The sequence below is a fragment of the Marinobacter sediminicola genome, assembly GCF_031157525.1.
GTDB classification, from domain to species: domain Bacteria; phylum Pseudomonadota; class Gammaproteobacteria; order Pseudomonadales; family Oleiphilaceae; genus Marinobacter; species Marinobacter sediminicola.
On the sequence record NZ_JAVIXR010000003.1, the window covers coordinates 152409 to 169605 of the forward strand.

Consider the following 17197-nt stretch of genomic DNA (forward strand, 5'->3'; position numbering starts at 1 on the left):
GTAAAACAGAGTAACAGGACTTATCCATCCGCCCCATGGCTGGGGCGGAATTTACTTACTTATGCAGCTCCGGCAAGCCGGGCACGGGGGTGGAGGCGAGCATTCACCCAGAGCGAAAAGGCGATAATGGCACCACCCAGCGCAAGTTTCAGCAGGTCGGCATCACGGTTCCAGATCACAAGGTTTACCACCAATCCGGCAGGCACCAGCACGTTATTCATGATAGCCAGCGTGCCTGCATCCACTTTGCAGGCGCCACGGTTCCACAGGAACAGGCCGGCGCCGGAAGCCGCCAGGCCCAACCACGTCAAAACGCCCCATTGCAGAGCCGTTGAAGGCAAACGCTCGGCATTGCCAAATATCATGAACGACGGCAGGGCAATAATCAGCGCACCGATAAAGAAGTAACCGAAAGTACGGTACGCGGGTATATCCACCGGATAGCGCTGCATCACGTGCTTGTAGCCCACCTGCCCCGCCGCAAACGTGAAGTTGGCCACCTGCAACAACAGGAAGCCTGTAATGAAGTCTTCACTCAACCCATCATAACGAATAACGCCTGCGCCAAATGTTGCGATTGCAGCAGCGACAAGTGCCACCGGGGAGAACCGCCGGAACAATGCATCATCAAGCAGGGTGACGTAGAGCGGTGTAAATATGGTGAACAGCAGGACTTCCGGGACTGTCAGGTAACTAAAAGAGCGATAAAGGCACAGGTAGGTGATGCCAAACTGCAGCATGCCTGTTACCAGCACGCCGAAGCGGAGCCCTCCCGGTACACCGCGCCAGCGCGTGAAAGGTAAAAAGATAAGCGTTGCCAACAACACGCGGCTGAGCACTGCAAAATCGCTGTCGACCTGACCGGCCAGAAACTCACCAATCAAACTGAAAGAAAAAGCCCAGAGGATCGTTACAAAAACCAGAAGCCCCATACTGCACGCCACTCGAAGGAATTGGACGGGTACTTTAACGGGTTTTAAAGTGAGTTTCAGTGCCTTTGCGCGACAAATCCCTATAACGCGCGCACTGACGAACGGGTAGGATATTTCGCCCGCAATTCAGCCACTATTGCCAAACAGCAACCGTCCTTCGGATCAGCACACTATGGATGAAGCCGACCAGCCACTACCAGAAGAAGTTCGCAAATCTCTCATCTCGCGAACGCTGACCGAATGGAAAACCCTGGCAATACTTGGCGGGCCTATTTTGATTGCCCAGCTGGCTCAAATGGCCAACGGTGTTATCGATACCGTAATGGCGGGCCACGCGGGCGCGGAAGACCTGGCTGGCGTTGGCATAGGCAGCAGCTTGTGGGCGCCTTTATTCCTGTTGTTTATGGGGATGCTAGGCGCATTGCAGCCCATCATTTCCGGTTACAACGGAGCGCGTACACCGGAAAAAATAATGCCGGCTACGTGGCAGGGCCTCTACATTGCGGGGGTAGGGGCTATCATCATGATTGTGCTGCTCACCAATGTTCACCCGGTTTTGCAAGGGTTGAACCTTGAAGCCAATACGGCACGTATCACCCAAGGCTACCTGGATGCGTTTGTCTGGGGAATTCCAGCGCTGCTGTTAATGGCCGCACTTCGGGGGCTGACAGATGGCCTGGGGCACACTCGAGTGATTATGGCCTTCTCACTACTGAGCACGTTAATTAACCTGCCATTGAACTATATTTTCATTTACGGCAAGCTCGGGCTGCCCGCCATGGGCGGCATAGGTTGTGGCTGGGCCACCTCTATTTCCAACGGCGTTGCGGCCATTGCGCTGCTGGTCTACCTGAGCCGCAGCAGGATATTCAAAAAATTTCATTTGATTGCTGACTGGACCAAGCCCAACGCCGCCCTGATTCGCTATGTATTGAGCATTGGCATACCCATCGGGTTCACCATTTTCGTAGAAGTCAGTATGTTCTCGGTGATCGCGTTGTTTCTTGCACCGCTCGGACCTGTTGTCGTTGCGGGCCACCAGGTTGCTCTAAACGTTGTCTCCTTGCTATTCATGCTGCCGCTGAGCATTGGCATGGCCCTTACCCTGCGAGTCAGCTTTCTTATTGGCGCTGGTGCACCGGATACAGCCCGGCTGATTTCCCACAGCTCACTGATTCTGGCGGCCATGACAGCCCTGGTGTTTGCCACGCTGCTGTTTACATTCTCACAAGGCGTTTCAGCGCTCTACACCAGTGATGCAGCGGTTCAGGCAGTGACAGTAAGGTTGTTGATGTTCGCGGCTATTTTTCAGGTGGCAGACGTCATTCAGGTTACCTGCATCAGCGCCCTGAGAGGCTATAAGGATACGAGTATTCCCTTCCTGATCATGCTGTTTTCATTCTGGGGTGTGGGATTGCCGGTAGGTTATATGCTGACATTTACCGACCTGCTGGCGCCGACGATGGGGGCTGCCGGCTTCTGGGTAGGGCTGACTGGAGGACTGGGTTGCGCCAGTGTGCTGCTTGGGTGGCGGTTGTTTCGCTATCGACCTGCAACCGTCGCGCAGTCAGGTGGTTAATTCCGGATTGGCGGAAGGCGGAACTGTGTCAGCCCCGGGCATCGCGTCTGAAAACACCACCCGATCCCTACCGGTCTCTTTGGCTTTATAGAGGGCCTCATCGGCCCGCTCCAGCCAATCGCTCACACTCTCACCATGCCGAAGCAATGCGACCCCAACCGAAACAGTGATTGGCCCGCCCGGGTGCGTCATTTTCTTCCGCAAAATGTGCTGGAGGTTATTCATCACCGCAACTAACCCCGCACCATCAACGCCCGGCAGCAGAAGCACGAACTCTTCGCCTCCGAAGCGAAAAAGCTCATCGGATTTACGCGTGCTTTGCTGAATCAGCATCACCAGATCAACAAGTACCTCATCGCCCACTCCGTGACCGTACTCATCGTTCACCTTCTTGAAGTGGTCAATATCCAGCATAACCAAGGCATAAGGTATGCCCGTACGCTCTGCATGGGCCGCGGCCAGATCAAGCTCTTCATCCATGGAGCGCCGATTTTTAACGCCGGTCAGTGGGTCAATGGTCGCTAAGTGTTCCAGGCGCTCACGCTGATTATCAGTACGCTGAGCAAAGGCAAAGGCTGTGGCGCTCACCACCAGGGCGGTTGCCATAAAGGTCCACTTCTGTACATCGTCCTGGAAGGCGTCACCATGAAGCACAATGGCACCAATCGAAGAGAGATTGAGGAATGTCGCAGCCCGTGGGCTCACCAGAAAGAAGGCCGTCACAAGGCAGGGATAAAGCCAGAACAGCCCCACCTCCCCAACCACCATAGCCACTACAACGGCACCCGAACAGGCAATGACGGCAAGAAGCATTCCGCTACGCCGCGTATCACCGGTTATCCACGCATAAACCATTCCACCAAGAATCGTGAGCATTATGGTGGTATCTATGGCCCCCGCAACATGGTTGCCTTGCAAAAAACGCATGATTGCAAAGGGGGTAATACCCAGCAGGGCGCTGGTGCCCAAAATGGTAATGATCGACAACCGAAAATCGGTTCTTAGGCGCTTTAACATGCTTGTCATCTTCCGGTCAGACGGAGCTAGCTTCCCAAGCATAATTCAGTGCGGCCCAATAAGCGCCAAATCCTACTATTTGTAACAAAACGACCCGAAAGCGTCGCACAACGCTACACATAAATACGTCAACTGATCTCTACCTCTCAAAAAATCTGGCTCTTAACCGGTGAGCATGCTCAGTCGTCGTCGCGCGTGTGCCTCGAAAGCTCGAGCCCACAACCAATTCGCGCAAGCTCAGCAAGCACTGCTGAACGGGTAACGATGCCAATGAGTTTTCCGTGTTCCGCAACGGGGTACACCTTAGGTTTGCCAGAGCCGAGTTTCTGCGCGAGATCAACAATCGCCATGTTTGGCGAAATCGCCAAAGGCTCACGGAACATAACATCATCTACAATCGGGTCGCCCTCGCAGTGATAGTTACTGACCAGCAAGGCATGAATGCAATCCTGCTCGGAAACGAACCCCAGTATACGCCGCTCCGCATCGACCACCGGAAGCCCGGTGATGTGATTTTCAAGCAACGCTTTGACTACCTGTGTTAGCGGCGTTCCGCAACGGATGGGCTCAATATGATTGGACATGACATTGGAAACTTTAAGCGCACACATGGTTAACTCCTCACAATTTTTATGACCCAGCAACATCAACGGGTTCTGCCACTGAGCTCTACTGTAAACATAGACAATGGGCGCCCAATCCTCCATTTTCCTCTCTGGCGGTTTACAGATGCCAATATGTGACTAAACTCAACTAGTTATACTCCTTGCGGGTAAAATCACAACATCAAACCATGGCACAACAAGGGGATTTCCATGGAAGCCTTTGAAAACATTGTTGGTTCCATTAACGGGCTGGTCTGGGGACCTCCCATGCTGATACTCATTCTTGGTGTTGGATTGTTCCTGAGTCTAGGATTGAAACTGATGCCAGTACTGAAAATTGGCACCGGCCTGAGGTTAATGTGGACGGGGCGGAGCTCCAAAGATGCAGAATCCGACGGTGAAATCCCTCCTTTTCAGGCATTGATGACCGCTCTTGCAGCAACGGTCGGCACTGGCAACATCGCCGGCGTCGCGACCGCTATTGTCCTTGGCGGACCGGGCGCACTGTTCTGGATGTGGCTGACCGCTCTGGTGGGCATGGCTACCAAATACTCCGAAGCCGTGCTTGCTGTACGCTTTCGTGAAGTCGACGAACGCGGCGTTCACGTTGGCGGGCCCATGTATTACATCCGCAATGGTCTTGGCAAAAAGTGGGCCTGGCTGGGTGTACTCTTTGCGATTTTTGCGGCCATTGCCGGCTTTGGCATTGGCAACACAGTGCAAGCGAATTCGGTTGCAGATGTTATGGAAGCCACTTTCGGCCTTCCTCACTGGATTTCAGGCGTTATTCTGATGGTACTTGTGGGTCTGGTGCTTATTGGTGGTATTCGCCGTATCGGCCGGGTGGCCAGCGCTCTGGTCCCTCTGATGGCGCTGTCCTATCTGGTTGCCGGCTTGATTGTCCTTGGTATTAATTTCTCGGAAATCCCGGCCGCATTCGCCCTGATCTTCGAGCATGCCTTCAGCCCCATTGCAGCAGAAGGTGGTTTTGCCGGTGCCGCCGTGTGGGCAGCAATACGCTTTGGTGTTGCCCGCGGTGTCTTTTCCAACGAGGCTGGCTTGGGTTCTGCGCCTATTGCCCACGCGGCTGCCCAAACCAAAAACCCGATTAACCAGGGCATGGTGGCCATGCTGGGCACCTTTATCGACACCATTATCATTTGTACGATTACCGGGCTGGTCATCATCACCTCAGGCACCTGGACATCTGGCGAATCCGGCGCGGAGCTCACCTCCATGGCGTTCGCACAGGCACTTCCCGGCGTGGGTGATTACGTGGTGGCCCTTGCATTGGCAATCTTCGCCTTTACCACATTGCTAGGCTGGTCATTCTACGGAGAGCGCAGCGTTGAGTTTCTGTTCGGAGTGAAGGCTATCGTGCCTTACCGTGTCGCCTGGGTCCTTGCCATACCTCTTGGCGCAACCGTAAATCTGGGTTTGGTGTGGCTGGTGGCAGACACGCTGAACGCCATGATGGCGCTGCCCAACCTGATTGCCCTGTTGTTACTCAGCCCGGTTGTATTCAAGTTGACGAAAGAGCATTTTGAACGAAAAACGGCGGCAGGGTTCTAACATAGTAATAGCTCAACAGGCACCCGGTGCGGGATGAGGTGAATCAAGTGACCCTTGCAAACCTGTCATCCCGCACCAATGATACTCGTATACACTTACAAGATAGTTCCGGTAGGTACATGCCCACCGGAAGCTCGAATAAAGCCACTAACAAGTGACACCGAAGGAGAGCAAATATGAGTTTACGTCTAGGCGATACTGCGCCGGATTTTGAACAGGATTCCAGTGAAGGCAAGGTTTCTTTCCACAGCTGGCTAGGTGACAGCTGGGGTGTGCTGTTTTCTCACCCTGCAGACTTTACGCCAGTGTGCACCACAGAACTTGGCCTGACTGCGAAATTGAAAGATGAGTTTGCACAGCGCAACGTCAAAGCCATCGCGCTGAGCGTTGACCCTGTTGACTCCCACCATGAGTGGATCAAAGACATCAACGAAACCCAGGGCTGCGCGGTGAATTTCCCGATTATTGCAGACCACGACGGCAAAGTGGCCGAGTTGTACGACATGATCCACCCCAATGCCGACAGCACGCTGACCGTACGTTCACTGTTCGTGATTGATCCGAACAAAAAAGTTCGTCTGATCATCACTTATCCAGCGAGCACCGGCCGCAACTTCAACGAAGTTCTGCGGGTAATTGATTCTCTGCAACTGACCGACGACCACAAAGTTGCCACCCCGGGTAACTGGGAACGCGGCGGAGACGTGGTGATTGTGCCATCACTTCAGGATGAAGATGAGATTGCACGGCGCTTCCCCAAGGGCTACAAGAAGGTGAAGTCCTACCTGCGGATGACGCCAGATCCCTCAGCTAACTGGGGTGGTGAATAATCACCAGCACCAGTGTCTGAATGTAGAAAGTACTGAATGCAAAAAGCCGGGCAGTTTTCACTGCCCGGCTTTTTTTTGTACTGCTTTTTTCAGGTTGTGTTCTGGCTTCGATCAGAATGCCGGAACAACGGCACCTTCATACTTTTCTTTGATGAATTCGCGAACCGCATCAGATTTCAATGCATTCGCAAGTTTCTGCATGGCATCGCTGTCTTTGTTATCAGGACGCGCAACCAGAATGTTTACATACGGCGACTCGGAACCTTCAATGATCAGCGCATCTTCAGACGGGTTCAGGCCCGCTTCCAGCGCGTAGTTGGTGTTGATCAGCGCAACGTCTACCTGACCAAGGATTCGTGGCAAGGTTGCTGCTTCCAGCTCTTTGAAGTCGAGCTTCTTCGGGTTATCCGCAATGTCACGCGGCGTTGCAGTGATCTTGCTACCTTCTTTCAGAGTGATCAATCCTGCTTTTTGCAGGAGCAGCAGTGCACGACCACCGTTGGTGGGATCATTTGGAATGGCGATGGTTGCGCCATTTTTCAGATCATCAAGCGACTTGATTTTGTTCGAATAAGCGCCAAACGGCTCAACGTGAATACCGGCAACCGTCACCAGGCTTGTGCCACGGCCGTCATTGAACTCATCAAGGTACGGCTGGTGCTGGAAGAAGTTGGCGTCCATACGCTTCTGGTCTACCTGTACGTTTGGCTGGATATAATCGGTGAAGACTTTTACATCCAGTTCCACACCCTGCTCGGCCAACTGAGGCTTAACGAACTCCAGCAGCTCTGCATGGGGTACAGGGGTTGCTGCTACAGACAGCTTCTCAGCGGAAACCGCTGCAGAAAAAACAGATGCGGCAGCCAATGCCACCAGGGCTTTCTTAAAGCTCATCACTCACTCTCCTATTGAATTGAAAAACTACTTACGACTGAAATACAGAACCAGACGGTCACCGGCCATCTGCAACACTTGTACGAAAATCACCAAAAGCGCCACAGTAATCACCATCACATCGGTCTGGAAGCGCTGGTAGCCAAAACGAATGGCCAGATCACCCAAGCCACCGCCGCCAATGACGCCAGACATGGCCGCATAGGAGACCAAGGTGATCGCCGTGACCGTGATGCCGGCGATGATGCCCGGAAGCGCTTCAGGCAGCAAGGCACCAAAAATGATCTGCCGCACGTTGGCACCCATGGCCTGCGTGGCTTCTATTATGCCCCTGTCGACTTCCCGCAGAGAGGTTTCCACCAATCTTGCAAAGAAGGGTGCGCCACCCGCAACCAGCGGCGGAATCGCACCGGCCACACCCAACGAAGTCCCAATCAGCATCACGGTGAAGGGGATCATCACAATTAGCAGAATGATGAACGGCACGGAACGCAGCACGTTCACCACAAATGACAGTACGCCGTAGGCTAAAGGTTGATCCAGCAACTGCCGCTTGCTCGTGAGGAACAGCAGCACACCAATCGGCAGGCCCGCCAGAACACTGAACAGCAGGGACATTCCCACCATTACCAAAGTGTCCCAACTCGCTATACCAATTTCTGGCCAATCCACGTTACTCAATAAGGCTTCCATCAGCGCAGCACCTCCACATGAACATCGGCCGCTTCCAGTGCCGTCATGGCGGACTCAAGATCACCACCCACCAGGGACAGCGTCAACTGGCCATAGGGCGTGTCCTTGATATGGTCGATGCGGCCAGAGAGGATGCTGAAATCCACACCGGAGGCGCGAGCCACACTGCCCAACAAAGGCTGATAGGTAGATTCGCCCTTGAACGTCAGCCGCAAAATACGGCCACTGGCCTTTTGCAGATCTTCCTGCCGCTCCTGGCTGTCGATGCTTTCGCTTTCAAACACGAAATCCCGGGTGGTGGGATGTTTGGGGTGCAGGAAAACATCACTCACAGCGCCCATTTCAACAACACGGCCAGCGTCCATAACAGCAACCCGGTCGCATACGCGGCGCACCACATCCATTTCATGGGTGATGAGTACAATCGTGAGTCCAAGCTCTTTATTGATCTCGGAAAGCAAACGCAGCACCGACTGGGTTGTTTGCGGGTCCAGAGCGCTGGTGGCTTCATCGCACAGAAGAATGGTTGGTCTGCATGCCAACGCCCGGGCAATACCGACCCGCTGTTTCTGCCCGCCCGACAGTTGCGATGGGTATTTTGTGGCGTGATCAGCAAGACCAACACGATCCAGCAGTTCCTGCACACGGTCTCGAATTTCCGCTTTGGAATAGATGCCCGCCAGCTTCATAGGGAAGGCGATGTTGTCCGAAACGGTTTTAGAGGAAAGCAGGTTGAAATGCTGGAAAATCATGCCAACGTTGCGACGGAAGGCACGCAGCTCGGCCGCGCTGTAGCGGGTGATATTCTCGCCATCGATCACAATATCACCACCCGTCGGTGGTTCCAGCAAGTTGATCAGGCGCACCAGGGTGGATTTCCCCGCCCCGGAATGCCCGACAATACCGAACACCTCGCCGGTTTCAATGGTCATATCAGTAGGATGCAGCGCGGGGATCGCCCGGCCGTCCACCTGATACGACTTCTGTACCTGGTTAAATACAATCACGGTCAGCGCCTTGTGGGTGCAAGAATAAAGCCGTCAATTATAGCCTATTCACCGGCCAAACCCGAACCCACAAATCATCGCTAGCGCTTGTAAGGTTGGGCAACGTAGGGGATCAGTCTATGGACGCGTTTCAAGACCCGGCTCGAACACGCCGCTTCGATCGAAGCTATCCAGGGCGGTCTCCCATTCCGTTAAATCCAGCCCCTGGCTGGCAACCCAGGTGGGGTTAAAATAGGTGTCGATATAACGATGGCCGCCATCACAAAGTAGCGTGACGACTGAGCCTTTCTCACCGGCCTTTTGCATTTCGCTGGCCAGGCTCAGCGTAGCAATCAGATTGGTGCCGGTAGAGCCACCGCAACGCCGCCCCAAGTGCCGCTCGAGATAGCGCAACGCAGCAAAACTGGCGGCATCGGGCACGCGCACCATGCGATCGATGACCGCGGGGTTGAAAGAGGGCTCCACCCTAGGGCGGCCTATGCCCTCGATACGTGAGCCGCACTGGCCAGTGATATCCGATCGGCCGCTGGCGAACGCCTCATAGAACACCGAATTTTCAGGGTCGGCCACGCACAGTTCGCAGCCTTTGGCGAGGTAACCACCGTAGCGGATATAACGCCCGATGGTTGAGGAGGTGCCACCCGTGCCGGCGCTAACCACAACCCAGCGAGGAACAGGGTGTGGTTCCCGCTGTAGCTGTTGGAAAATGCTTTCAGCAATATTGTTGTTGCCACGCCAGTCCGTCGCCCTCTCGGCATAGGTGAACTGATCCATATAGTGACCACCCAACTCACGGGCAAGCCGCTGCGATTCGGTGTAAATCTCGCTGCCGTTATCAACCAGATGGCACTCACCACCATAAAATTCAATTTTGGCGATTTTTTGAGCCGACGTCGTTCTGGGCATCACAGCTATGAAGCGCAACCCCAGAAGCTTGGCAAAATAAGCCTCGGACACCGCCGTCGAACCGCTGGAGGCTTCGATAACGGGTGTATTCTGCGTAATCCAGCCGTTACAGAGGCCGAACAGAAAAAGTGAGCGCGCCAAGCGATGTTTGAGACTACCCGTGGGGTGGGTCGATTCGTCCTTGAGATAGATATCGACGTTCTGCAGCCCGGGCAGATCCAGTTTGATCAGGTGGGTGTCTGATGACCGATTGAAATCCGCATCGATACGAGCGATGGCGTCGGATAGCCACTGGGCGTTATTTAACATGGTCGTAGGTCCTGAAAGCCGGGCACTTGGCCCGGCTTTTCATTTCAGGGTTTCAGAGTTTTGAACTAGTGCAATGCTCGCAACTGCCGAGGGTAAAGTGCAGCGCTTACTTCAGGCTCCTCCAGTAGATCAGACAGTTCAAGGTCAACATCCGTTTCCTCACCATGTTCTGGCAGGGGGTCAAACAGCGTGCTGAGCCAGGAGGCGATTGATGGCTCCTCGTCACGCCGGTAGTCCGTAGACAATGCTTTAATCCGGCGAAAGCCGATAATGCGCTGATGCTTGGGGTCCCGGATCTGTTCAAATCCACGCCAGTACACATGATCCCGGGTGTGGAGCTGCACAAACAAGGTATCTATCGGCTCGTTTGGCTCAACCTCCGGGCTATCACTCGATGAGGCCTCAAGGCCGTCATCCTCTTCCGATTCCTTCTTTTTCTCACGAATGGTTGTCCAGGCGGGGTACAAGACCGCCACCGCATCCGCTTCAACATGCTCACGGGCAGCGCGGAGAATCAATCCCCAGCGTGCCTTGTCGGCATCGGTTTCAAGTGAGTTGATGGGCAGGTCATAACTTTGCTCACTGGCCAGAACAATCGCCATCATCGGAGCATCCAGCTCTCCCATGGCTTCTGCCTGTGCGACTGACACCAGTTCTTCGATTGCCATCGGTTGGTTCATAATACGCTCGCCTCCTCGATGCCATCAGGGTCTAACAGGAAGATGATCTCCCTGACACACAGCATAGCCTGATACGCGTAGAAAGATAAACGTGGGGTTTCAATCAACAGATCACAAGCCCTCTGCCGGAAATGCATTTTCCAGCCGTTCGTAATAGCCAAACCATGGCGCAGCCTCCTCAAGCTGAGCCGCCAGCTGCAGCAACACGCCTTCACCGCCATGGGGCGCCCCAAGCTGCACACCAACCGGCAAGCCGTCAGCCGTCCAGTGCATGGGCACGGACATGGCCGGTGTTCCGGTCAGGTTGGCAAGTTGGGTAAAGGGGGTTCGGGCCAGACTGTCCATCGCAATCTGATCCACCTGGCCACTGCGATGCAGTATTTTCCCGGCCTTCAGGGCGAGCGTCAGCTTTGCCGCCATCTTCAAATGTGCCGGCGTGTCCAGCTCACCGATGCGAGCTGGCAACTGGCCAGCAGTGGGGCAGAGATAAAGGTCATAGCCCGCAAAAAAAGCGCCCAATGCCCGGGCGAATTCGTTCCACTGCTGGCGGCGAAGCACATAGTCTGACAACGGCATGGTATCGCCCAGCATGCCTATCAGCCGTGTATCAAGCTCAAAATCACTGTCTGCAGCACCAAGCTGACTCTTGGCTTTCGCCATCAAGGCCGACACTTCACCAAAATAGAGGCCGAGGTAGCACCGGGCCAGCGCCATGCCATCAAACTCCGGCCGGGCATATTCAACCTTGTGCCCCAGGTTTTCCAGAATCCGCGCGGTTTCCTCAACGGCAGCAACGCATTCGGGAGCAACCGCGGTATCGTAGGGGGACGCGGTGAACACACCAATTTTCAGGCTGCCGGGCGACTTCTGCATCAAATCCGCATAAGCCTCGCCGGGGCCGGGAATAACGAAGGGGTCGCCGGAAGCCGGGCCACTCAGTACATCCAACATGGTCGCACTGTCGCGCACCGTGCGAGTAACCACATGGTCTGCCGAAGCGCCCGTCCAGGCCTCACCCATCATGGGCCCACTGGAGATGCGCCCGCGAGAAGGTTTGAGCCCGAACAAGCCGTTATAAGCTGCGGGTATACGGATTGAGCCACCGCCATCGTTTGCGCCGGCCATGGGCACTACACCGGCTGCAGCTGCGGCACCGGAACCACCGCTGGAACCGCCAGGGGTCAACTTGGTGTTCCAGGGATTGCGCGAAGGCCCCCACAACTCGGATTCCGTAACGGCCTTGAGGCCGAACTCCGGGGTTGCTGTACGCCCTAGAAACACCAGGCCACCCTCACGGGCACGGCGTACAAACTCGGAATCCTGAGGCGCAATGTAGTTCTGGAAACCACGGCTGCCATAGGTGCAGGGCCGATCGCCCTGTTCCTGAGCCAAATCCTTGAGCAACAGGGGCACACCCGCAAACGCGCCTTGCTTCGGGAAGTCCTGGGCCAGAGCCTCTGAAAACTGAGGGAAGCAGATGGCGTTCAACGAACCGTTCACAGTGGTTGCTCGTTCCACTGCAGCCTCGCATACTTCCCGGGAAGTTACTTCGCCGCGGCGGATAAGATCGGCCAGCGCGGTGGCGTCATAACGCAGATACTCAGATTGCTTCATAGCGGCGCCCATTTGTTATTGTGGTGCCCGGAATGCCACGGACACATTGCTTATGTACTCAAGGTTCGCAAGCTTACGTCAGCTTGCCGTTATTTTCATCCTGACTGCGCTGGCGCCTGTAGCAGCGCAGTCAGAAGAGAAGCAGCCCGAAGCCGACAGTGCTGATACTGCTGGCTGGACCGCCATTGTGAGGAACTCGCCCTACTGGGTCAGCCAGGGCGTTTACACAAATATCCTTACTATCCGCCGATGGGTGTTGAAAGAATCCGGCTACTGCTCAAATACGGATCGTCACATTCTGTTCGATATGCGCGGGCAGTTTTTGGGGTGGATCAGCAACGGCACAACCAGCGCCGCCACTCAGCAGCGCCTGAACGACGCCCGTCAGGCTCAGCATGAAAAAGGGGTCACTGAAGAGTGGATTGCCGGGGACGCAAATACGAATGGATACCCGTTTGCTCTGGCGTGTGATCAACCCCATGTAAACCTGGATCTTGCCGTTGGCCGTTATCTGGGTGCCCGGGGGAAAGATCGTGTGTGGGGTGCCTGGGACGACCTCTCCTTCGCCACGCGCGAAAACCCGGGATCGCTCCACGATGCGCTGATGTACATTGTTCAGCTCAGGAGCGAGCAAAACCGATATACATTGCCGGCGGTTTTACCCAGGTATCTGGCCGGGCAAATCCTGATTGAAAGCGGTGGGCAAGCCCGGGCACACTCCCGTGCGGACGCCAAAGGCATTCTTCAGCTGTCTCCCTCCGCCCTGAATGACTGCCAGATCAAGCCGCAAAACTATTGGCACCGGTTGGCCCAGATTGATTGTGCATTGCGCCTGATGCACCAAAACGCCCGCAATCTGCAGCCGGCCTTTAATGAACGCTTCGGCCACCTGCCGGAGGACAAACGCAACGAGTTGTTTGTACTCTTGCTGGTTCAGGCCTACCACGGCGGCGCGGCGCGCGTGCAAGCGCTTCTTGATGATGAAACACTGGCAAAGCCAGCCGAGTACTTTGCAGCCAACCACGAACGCTTCACCGCAGGTGATATTGCCTTTGGCATGGTGTTTCACAATCTGGGCCGGGACAGACTGGGGCTGGCATCCCTGTATTATGTGGCCGATGTGCAGCTGGCAACAGAAGCCCTATGCCGAACCCCAACTCTTGAATCCGAGGAATTCTGCGCGTGGAAATAGCGTTGCTCCCTGAGAGCCTGAGCCTGTCAGTGGCGATTTTCCTGCTGGCGAGTTCTGTTGTTACCTCAATGATCACAGCCAGTTTGGGCGCCGGCGGCGGTGTTCTTCTGTTGATTCTGATGGCCACATGGATGCCGGCAGCCGCTATTATTCCCGTGCACGGCATGATTCAGCTGGGTTCTAACGGTGGCAGGACAATACTGACCTGGAAACACATCGACTGGAGAACCATTGCAGCTTTTGCACCCGGCGTCATCGTAGGTGCAGCAGCGGGTGCCTGGTTGCTGGTGAGCCTGCCCGCCTATTTATGGCAACTGACCATTGCGGGCTTCGTGCTCTACCTGTGCTGGGGACCATCGCTACCAAAAGGCGCCTTCGGCCCGGTTGGTGTTTTTGTTGCTGCTGCACTAACCAGCTTTATCAGCCTGTTTGTGGGCGCGACCGGCCCCTTGGTCGCAGCGTTTATCAAGCAAATTCATGCAGACCGGTTTCGCACCGTCGCCACCTTTGCCACCGCCATGGTTCTGCAGCATGCTCCCAAGGCCCTGGTTTTTGGTGTAACGGGGTTTGTGTTCGCGCACTGGCTGCCGTTCATCCTGGCCATGATTGTCTGCGGCTTTGCCGGCACCTGGCTAGGATTGCGCGTTCTGCACTCACTGAACAATCACTGGTTCAGCAAAGCGCTCAATCTGGTTCTGACCGTTCTGGCTTTGCGCCTGATTTGGCAGGCCAGCCTCGCAGCACACTGGTGGGCATAACGGTGCATCTTTACAGTTCTGGCTTCGGCGCAGGTATCACGACAACACGGTTGCGGCCTTTTGATTTGGCCGCATAAGCACCTTCATCGGCGCGGGCGACCACGTGTTTCGGTTCGCGGTCTGTCGGGAGCAGTTCCGTCACCCCGATACTGGCCGTAACGCCGAACATACGGCCTTCGTGTTCTATGGCGAACGCCTCAACACCCGCACGAATACGTTCGGCAAGGGTTTTGGCTCTGTCCATGCCGCACGCTGGCAAAATAATGCCAAACTCATCCCCACCCAAGCGAGCAACAGCATCTGACTGACGCACCGACTCCTTGAACAGATCGGAAAGTCGACGGAGCATTTCATCGCCAAGCAGATGTCCACCTTCGTCGTTTACCGGCTTGAAGTGATCAAGATCGATGAGTATCAGCACGGAGCTTGCGTCCTGTTGCGGCATCTCGCTGAGGCATTTGTTTAGCGCTGCGGTAAAGGCCCGGCGATTTAACAGTTGCGTCAAGCTGTCGTGGGTTGCTTCCCAGGACAGGCGCTCTTCCTGGCGCCTGCGCTCGGTATCATCACGGAGTACAAATACCAATCGCTCGTTCTGCCGGCCTTGGCGGATGTGAATCATGCTGAGGTCGACATCGAACAGATCGACGTTGGCGTTGCGAAGGGTAACGTAAAGGCTGTCCAGATCATCCCGGTCAAGAAACCACTCGTGGCTGAGGGCTTGGTCCTCGTGGTCGATGCCCACCAGCTCAAATACATTTTTACCAACATATTCCCCACCGGCACCCAAAAAGCGGGCCGCAGCCTGGTTCGCATATCGGATAACACCGCCAGTGTCGGCCATCAAGACGCCGTCCTGCATTACGCCTAATATGCTCTCCGCCCTTAGTTGCTCGTCTCGCAGGGCGTCTTCTACCGCCAGTTCGTGGGAAATATCCCTCACAACCGTAATGGTACCCATAACCTTTTCGGGAGTTTCAAGAATTGCCGTCATTACCTGGCACCAAACCGGCGTGCCTGCGTTAGGCCCTTGCAACTGATAGCGCCCGCGGAATACCTCCTGTTTCTCAAGGGCTCTCTGCCAGCCATGAATCACTGCATCACGATCATTCGCGGTGACGCAATCAAACAAATGGGAACCTGTGAGCTCTGCCAGTGTCAGGCCGATAATGCCTTCAAATACCGGGTTCACGAACTCAATGCGGCCAAGTACGTCAGCCTGCACAATACCTATCGGTGCTCCGCGGGTAAGTGACCGGAAAAAGGCCTCCCGCTCTGCCAGTGAGCTCAAAACATCATCACGCTCGTCCATAACCATGTTGAATATTTCAGCCACCTGGCCTATTTCCGAACTACCGGAGACCCCCACCGGGTTACTTCGCACCCCCAGATGGCGCTCGCGCACTTGCTGCCCAAGCTCGCCCAACGGCGCCATCAGGCGACGAAAGCGCCACATGGTCACCGGAACAACCAGCAGGATCACCACCAACAACGTCCAGAGAAAGGCATCCTTGATTCGGCTAGCCGGCGCATAGGCTTCGCGAGCGGGCCAACTAGCGGCCACAAACCAAGGCACCTCAGACATTTGCTGAACCGACAGAATGATACTTTCCCCCTCAGAACCACGAGTTCTGGCGGTGCCCTCAAACCCGCCCACGGCCTCTTTTAGCAGCGGGTTAGCGTCGTTAATCGGTTGCATAACCTCACCGGTCCGGCCATTGGCCAGAACCGTTCCACCGTGGGTTACGATCGCCAAATATCCGGTTTCACCAATACGGATGTCAGAAAACTCTTCAATTAGATGCTCACCCGAAAGCACAACTGCACCCCCGAGCATGCCGATAAAGCGTTGTTTATGATCGAATACGGGCGCTGCCATCATCAGGGCAGGCCGGCCTTGATCGTATGATCTGTAGGGCTCACTGATAAGCGGGGTAAGTTGCTCTTTGGCGCGGCGAAAATACGAGCGGTTACTAATATCCAACCCGACCAGCTCCAGATCTTCCGGGTGCTCGGCAATCACTTTCCCTTGCGCATCAATCAGGTAAACACCATCAAAAAGGTGCTGCAATGCTGTTTGGCGGCGCATCACGACTTTTGCTCGCACCTCGAATGCGGCCTCACTCATGGTGAGCCCTTTGGCCACATGGCTGAGAGTTTCCAAGCGCTGAGCCAACTTATCGTCCAGTTCGCCAGCCACTATCTGCGCAATGGTCTCTACCTGTTTCGCCGCCTGCTGCTCAAGTTCGGACTTGCTTAAAAGTGAGCCAACAAGAGCAACCACGAGCGCAGTCAGGACAACAGCGGCAACCACGAAAAGCACAGCCCGGTTGACCAAGCCTCGCAGCCAGCGGGAAATCATCACAGCAGAGTTACTCCTCTTTTCAGAGATAGCGTAGTAATGGTGGGTCCCCCTGCTGTTCAGTTCGCTTAAAAATGTTTTCGGTCGTTTAAATTTTAGCAGAGCCTGTGCAGTGGGGAATTACAGGCCTGCAATCACCAGCACTATTTGCCCAGGCAAATATTCGCCCAGGGAGCAATTTATCGCCCCAGGGCCGAGCATAAGCTTGCCCATCGCAGAACAGCGCTTTGCGGAAAACCTGTTAGATACT

The 17197-nt window shown here is 55.1% G+C and carries 15 protein-coding genes; 5 read left to right on the forward strand and 10 right to left on the reverse strand.

Annotated elements, in window-relative coordinates:
* Positions 1-59: 59 nt before the first annotated feature.
* Positions 60-932: a carboxylate/amino acid/amine transporter gene (locus RG807_RS05655; protein ID WP_309044031.1), complete on the reverse strand. Its 873-nt coding sequence runs from the start codon at positions 930-932 to the stop codon at positions 60-62.
* A gap of 172 nt (positions 933-1104) precedes the next feature.
* On the opposite strand from RG807_RS05655, the gene RG807_RS05660 reads away from it, so the two are divergent.
* On the forward strand, positions 1105-2511 hold the full coding sequence (locus RG807_RS05660; protein WP_309044032.1) for an MATE family efflux transporter: 1407 nt from the start codon (positions 1105-1107) through the stop codon (positions 2509-2511).
* Here RG807_RS05660 and RG807_RS05665 read toward each other — a convergent pair.
* Together RG807_RS05665 and RG807_RS05670 are read right to left on the reverse strand one after the other, a co-directional pair.
* Complete coding sequence (locus RG807_RS05665; protein ID WP_309044033.1) at positions 2500-3528, reverse strand: GGDEF domain-containing protein; 1029 nt, start codon at positions 3526-3528, stop codon at positions 2500-2502. The two genes, RG807_RS05660 and RG807_RS05665, sit on opposite strands and share 12 nt — an antisense overlap.
* Positions 3529-3707: 179 nt before the next feature.
* Complete coding sequence (locus RG807_RS05670; RefSeq protein WP_298451076.1) at positions 3708-4139, reverse strand: CBS domain-containing protein; 432 nt, start codon at positions 4137-4139, stop codon at positions 3708-3710.
* 204 nt (positions 4140-4343) lie between these two features.
* Here RG807_RS05670 and RG807_RS05675 point away from each other — a divergent pair, with 204 nt between their 5' ends.
* Both RG807_RS05675 and RG807_RS05680 read left to right on the forward strand, forming a co-directional pair.
* Positions 4344-5705: an alanine/glycine:cation symporter family protein gene (locus RG807_RS05675; protein WP_309044034.1), complete on the forward strand. Its 1362-nt coding sequence runs from the start codon at positions 4344-4346 to the stop codon at positions 5703-5705.
* A 176-nt stretch (positions 5706-5881) separates the two neighbouring features.
* Positions 5882-6535 carry a peroxiredoxin gene (locus RG807_RS05680; protein WP_298451082.1) on the forward strand — a complete coding sequence of 218 codons (654 nt, stop codon included), beginning with the start codon at positions 5882-5884 and terminating at the stop codon, positions 6533-6535.
* Positions 6536-6646: 111 nt separating this feature from the next.
* Here RG807_RS05680 and RG807_RS05685 read toward each other — a convergent pair whose 3' ends face one another.
* The 6 genes from RG807_RS05685 to RG807_RS05710 form a co-directional block, all read right to left on the reverse strand.
* Positions 6647-7429, reverse strand: a complete 783-nt coding sequence (locus tag RG807_RS05685; protein ID WP_298451085.1) for a MetQ/NlpA family ABC transporter substrate-binding protein — start codon at positions 7427-7429, stop codon at positions 6647-6649.
* 27 nt (positions 7430-7456) lie between these two features.
* Complete coding sequence (locus RG807_RS05690) at positions 7457-8122, reverse strand: methionine ABC transporter permease (protein ID WP_298451088.1); 666 nt, start codon at positions 8120-8122, stop codon at positions 7457-7459.
* Positions 8122-9129 carry a methionine ABC transporter ATP-binding protein gene (locus RG807_RS05695; protein ID WP_309044035.1) on the reverse strand — a complete coding sequence of 336 codons (1008 nt, stop codon included), beginning with the start codon at positions 9127-9129 and terminating at the stop codon, positions 8122-8124. Before RG807_RS05695 ends, RG807_RS05690 begins: the two co-directional genes overlap by 1 nt.
* 117 nt (positions 9130-9246) lie before the next feature.
* Positions 9247-10344 carry a PLP-dependent cysteine synthase family protein gene (locus RG807_RS05700; RefSeq protein WP_309044036.1) on the reverse strand — a complete coding sequence of 366 codons (1098 nt, stop codon included), beginning with the start codon at positions 10342-10344 and terminating at the stop codon, positions 9247-9249.
* A gap of 65 nt (positions 10345-10409) precedes the next feature.
* Positions 10410-11024, reverse strand: coding sequence for a hypothetical protein (locus RG807_RS05705; RefSeq protein ID WP_298451099.1), 615 nt, complete (start codon positions 11022-11024; stop codon positions 10410-10412).
* Between the two features lie 111 nt (positions 11025-11135).
* Positions 11136-12638: an amidase gene (locus RG807_RS05710; protein ID WP_298451101.1), complete on the reverse strand. Its 1503-nt coding sequence runs from the start codon at positions 12636-12638 to the stop codon at positions 11136-11138.
* 52 nt (positions 12639-12690) lie between these two features.
* Here RG807_RS05710 and RG807_RS05715 point away from each other — a divergent pair, with 52 nt between their 5' ends.
* A complete protein-coding gene (locus tag RG807_RS05715) occupies positions 12691-13830 on the forward strand; it encodes a transglycosylase SLT domain-containing protein (RefSeq protein WP_298451104.1) in 1140 nt (379 codons plus the stop codon).
* Complete coding sequence (locus RG807_RS05720) at positions 13821-14588, forward strand: sulfite exporter TauE/SafE family protein (protein ID WP_309044037.1); 768 nt, start codon at positions 13821-13823, stop codon at positions 14586-14588. Before RG807_RS05715 ends, RG807_RS05720 begins: the two co-directional genes overlap by 10 nt.
* A 10-nt stretch (positions 14589-14598) precedes the next feature.
* Here the strand turns inward: RG807_RS05720 and RG807_RS05725 are convergent, their stop codons facing one another.
* Complete coding sequence (locus tag RG807_RS05725; RefSeq protein WP_309044226.1) at positions 14599-16947, reverse strand: sensor domain-containing diguanylate cyclase; 2349 nt, start codon at positions 16945-16947, stop codon at positions 14599-14601.
* Between the last annotated feature and the right edge of the window lie 250 nt (positions 16948-17197).